The following is a 4259-nucleotide window of genomic DNA, read 5'->3' as shown; positions in this document are numbered from 1 at the left end:
AGTACAAATGCTCTTAATGTTTCCTTCGAATTTTTAACAAAGCCTATTAAAAATTTTTCATCATCCTCATTAAACTCAAAACTTCGCCTTGACATGTATATTATATATAACTTAATAATAAATAAACTTATCTCAAATATTAACTTGTCTTGACACTAATTCATTAAACAAATATTTATAAGATAAAAAAACAAAAATTTAATAGTATTTTTAAAATAATATAACAATAGTAAAAAATACTTAATATATTGGATTAATCCTCAATATTATGTCCTTAAATCATATATTGTTAAACAATAGCTATTATCAAATATCAATTAATATTAATACATTGGGCCTGTAGTCTAGCCTGGAATATGACGTGGGACTTCGGATCCCAAGATCGTGGGTTCAAATCCCACCAGGTCCGTTTATTTTTCTTTTTAAATTCACAAACTATTTTTAATTAATTGCTTTTCATGAATTATAAATTTTATAACTAATAACACTATTTTAAATTATTAATATCTTTTTTATAATTTCAATTTTTTCATCAGTTAAATCATATAATTTTAAACTTTTTTTGTCTATATTTCATTATCGATAACTGTTATTAGATTTTAAAGGTTTTATAATATTAATAAACTCTTTTTCTAAATCATCCTTTTGTTTTCTTGTAATTTGTTTATTTTGTTTTTTACTTCTTGTATAATTCATCAAAAGATAGTCCATAATATTTAGCTCATAAATATATTTATATGTATTCTTTAACTATTTAAAACTTGTTTCAGCCTAATGATACTGAAATTCATCTATGACTGAAATATTTTTTTGATATTCAATCATAGTATTCATTCCTAAGATAAAAATATATTTTAGTTATTGTTTTGTGATTAAATTATATTAAAATAGCTATTAGATAAAATAGGATAGCTATTATTAAATAGATATTATAATATATCCTTTAATTATTAATCTGTTTCTATAATTGCTTCTTTGAAAAATTCAGGAACTAGGGATTTGTACATTGGACTTGTGAAAAGCATTTGTATATCTTGATCAAGGATATATGTATAACATGAATCATCTTCTGCTCGCATTCCTCGACCATATGCTTGCATAAGAGTCATTACAGTTTTGTAAGCATACCAACGCTGATCTCTTTTTCTTCTTAAGTTAACTTGCTTGTCTCCAAGATAGGGGAAAGGAACTTTGTATATTATCTGGAATCTACATTTATCATAAGGTAAATCAACTCCTTCACTCATAGAGGGACTTACTAAGACTAATGGATCAGGACTATCTTCAAAGTGATGTAGAACACTTTCTCTATTTTGTGAGGTGTGAGAAATTAGTCTTGAGTTTAGTATATTCTTTGTAACATAGTTTTGGCACTTATAGCTATTTGTATGGATTAATCCTTTGTCATTTTTATGTCTTTCTAAGATTTTATTTAGTATTGGAATTGTTTTTGGAGCAGTTTGCTTAATTCTATTTGCTGCCATTTTTCCAGCTAATTTTAATTCAATTGGTCGCTTAGATGGTGGGAAAGGGCTATCTACCTTGATATGGTAGACTTCATTTGGATTTAAGCCTAACCATTTTGAAAACATCTTATGGGACAATATTGTTGCACTTAGAAATATACAGACTTCACCATAATTAAACAAATAATCTTTAGCATAATGATTAATTTTAAGAGGTTTAAATGATACGCCTGAATCATTTACATCAATAACCCAGTTCCTTGGTTCTTTTTCCAGATTATTCCTTAATTGTTTAAGTCGCCTACTTGTACTTTGAATTCTCTCTACCTTATTTTTTGGAAGTTCAGATCTGTCAATTTCTTGATATGCATCATAAATAGCTTCTAATTCCAAAATCCAATCTTTAGGATCACTTGATTTTAAAGTATTATTACTTATAACCTTTTTAATATCTTTTTGAAGACTTTTATTATATAGATTTAGCTCTAATGTTCTCATTAATTTATTTTCAATATTATGAGCCTCATCCAAAATCAAAAGATCACGAATACCAAAATGTTTAACATAATTAAGTTCTAATATTCCATAATCGTAGTTCATTAGGGTTATTGAAGAATTAACCGCATTTGTTTTCTGTTGCCAATAATGACAATGTTCTTCTGAAGCATAAAACAATGCATTACCAAAAGAGTCTTCAAATGCCTCAACAGCCCCTAATGTTGGAGATTTACCTACACCAAATGGACAGAAAAACTTTTTAGAATTTGGTGTTGTTTTACATGTTCCAATATCACATGTAGAATCAAGATTATCATTTAAACAGTTGAAATTTCCACGCCCTTTAACAAGAGGAAAATTAAACTCATCAGAATACTGAGCTTGAAGTTGTTTAGTCATGGTTAATATGTATGCTGATCCATACATGCGTGCAAGTGTTGTAGCAATAGCTGACTTTCCAGTTCCAGTTCCAGCCTCTAATATAATGTATTTAAATCCTTTATCAATAGCTTCAACAATATCTGTAATTATATCAAACTGTCCCTCACGAGGAGTTTCAAAAGGAAAAGCTTCGATTATCTTACTATTTATTTCAGGAAATTCTCTTTTTAATTCATCAATCCTATATTTAGGTAAGCTATTTTCCTCAATAGAGTAAGAACTATCTATAACACCAAAATTATTATCATCATAACTACCAAAATCATTTAAATCTTTCTTATAATCACTTAAAGAAGATCTAAACTTTTTAGTCTTACTTTGACCGCAAATACAATTGCTTTTTAACATTCCACAATTTGGACAGAATATAGAATTTGACATCACAAATATATTTGTAATGAAACTATAAATAAACAGTGTTATAGAGCATGTGAAAAGTAATATGAAAAATAAAAATTTGGACACAATTGGACACTGATTTCACAAAATAAAAAAATTTCGCAAAATCACATTATATACCTTATATACTTAATCTTAATCTGATTAAACAATTTAAGGTGAGTTGGGAAAATCTTTTATTTTTCTAAATTCAGTGTACTATAGTCGGAAACCAATTCTTTGGCAAATTTCATTATTCCAAATACATCTCATTAATCTTTAAATTGAGATTAAAGACAATTATTCAATGATGAACCAAATATTATGTTTTTGCCAGTGCATTTGTGTTTGACTATAAATTAAAAAAATTTATCTAAGTATGAAAAATTAATATGATTTTGAAAAGTAGTAATCAGTTTTAAAAAGGACAATATAACTTAAAAATATGATAAAGTTAATAATAATTATCTATAAAACTAAAATGTAATGTTATGTAACTCTTCTCTTTTTATAAGTTCTAATAAATCAATACATTGAAACCCCTTAACCTTAACATTTTCATGAAAATTGTCTTTTATGTGGCATTTGGCACCAATTTTTTCACAAATTGTTGGAATTTTATATTTTTCTTCTTTTGTGCTTTCACTATTCCAATTCTCTTGAGTAACTAATATTATGTTATTTATTTTTGCAAAAGCTATAATTTCAGGGTCTGCCCAATGTTTTTTATTTTCTCCAGTCTTATACCAGAGTGGAAACCTTTTAGATAATTCATTACCCCTTTCAATAACTTCCTGAGAAAGAGGAATGAACATATTTTTATTTTCTTTAGCCCATGTTGTGAACTTATCATCTCTTGCATATATCTCTTTTTGTACTGCTGGAGTTGAAACAATGATTTCCTCTTGAATTAATTTATTAAAGTTTCCCCAATGATTAGGAAAAAACTCTTTTTCATAAGTTTCATACTGTGATCCAGCTAAAATAGTAGAGGTATCTACTACATACTTCATTTGGATCCCTCCTCCATTTTTAGCTTATTTCTTATTTCTAAGACAGTTTGTAAATTAACATCCAAAAACTCAGCAAGTGAACTGTTAGTTATCAATTTTGTATCATATGCATCTAAAACTATTTTAGTATATAGAATTCCATTTTTCCTTAATGATTGAGTAGCTTGTCGTTTGTAGTATTCTTGTTTTGTTTCTTGATTTTCTTTTATGTTTTTCTTTAAATTATTTTCACTTATTTTCCTCTTGTTTGTTGTTTTTTTAATAGTAGCAATGTATTTTTCTTTCCATTCTTCTTTTTTGGAATTATAATATTCATTGGAAATTCTGTTTAAGCTCCACAGCTGTTAAGTTAAGGATTTTTCATGTTAGATATGTAGTGTGTAATGTTGTGATGTTTTTTGTTTATATTCTTATTTTTCTTTTAGCATGTTTTTTATTCTTGATATTGTTAGTCTTGTGTGTC

2 protein-coding genes and 1 tRNA gene are annotated in these 4259 nt (G+C 26.8%); 1 reads left to right on the top strand and 2 read right to left on the bottom strand.

Translation table 11 applies throughout. The features are described 5' to 3' along the window. Positions 1 to 333: 333 nt before the first annotated feature. Positions 334 to 409: transfer RNA gene (locus tag MBFIL_RS02845), tRNA-Arg, on the top strand. Between the two features lie 541 nt (positions 410 to 950). On the opposite strand, the gene MBFIL_RS02840 is transcribed toward MBFIL_RS02845, so the two are convergent. Together MBFIL_RS02840 and MBFIL_RS02835 are read right to left on the bottom strand one after the other, a co-directional pair. Then, positions 951 to 2786 carry a helicase C-terminal domain-containing protein gene (locus MBFIL_RS02840; RefSeq protein ID WP_066971300.1) on the bottom strand — a complete coding sequence of 612 codons (1836 nt, stop codon included), beginning with the start codon at positions 2784 to 2786 and terminating at the stop codon, positions 951 to 953. A gap of 473 nt (positions 2787 to 3259) precedes the next feature. Further along, positions 3260 to 3796, bottom strand: a complete 537-nt coding sequence (locus tag MBFIL_RS02835) for a DUF4411 family protein (RefSeq protein ID WP_066971298.1) — start codon at positions 3794 to 3796, stop codon at positions 3260 to 3262. Between the last annotated feature and the right edge of the window lie 463 nt (positions 3797 to 4259).

This window comes from Methanobrevibacter filiformis (assembly GCF_001639265.1).
GTDB classification, from domain to species: domain Archaea; phylum Methanobacteriota; class Methanobacteria; order Methanobacteriales; family Methanobacteriaceae; genus Methanacia; species Methanacia filiformis.
The sequence above is the reverse complement of the archived record's forward strand: the minus strand, read 5'-3'. Positions and strand labels throughout refer to the sequence as shown.

Bases quoted from the DNA above. Each gene is read 5' to 3' on its own strand.
- MBFIL_RS02840 (WP_066971300.1), bottom strand. From the start codon at position 2,786: ATGTCAAATTCTATATTCTGTCCAAATTGTGGAATGTTAAAAAGCAAT.
- MBFIL_RS02835 (WP_066971298.1), bottom strand. From the start codon at position 3,796: ATGAAGTATGTAGTAGATACCTCTACTATTTTAGCTGGATCACAGTAT.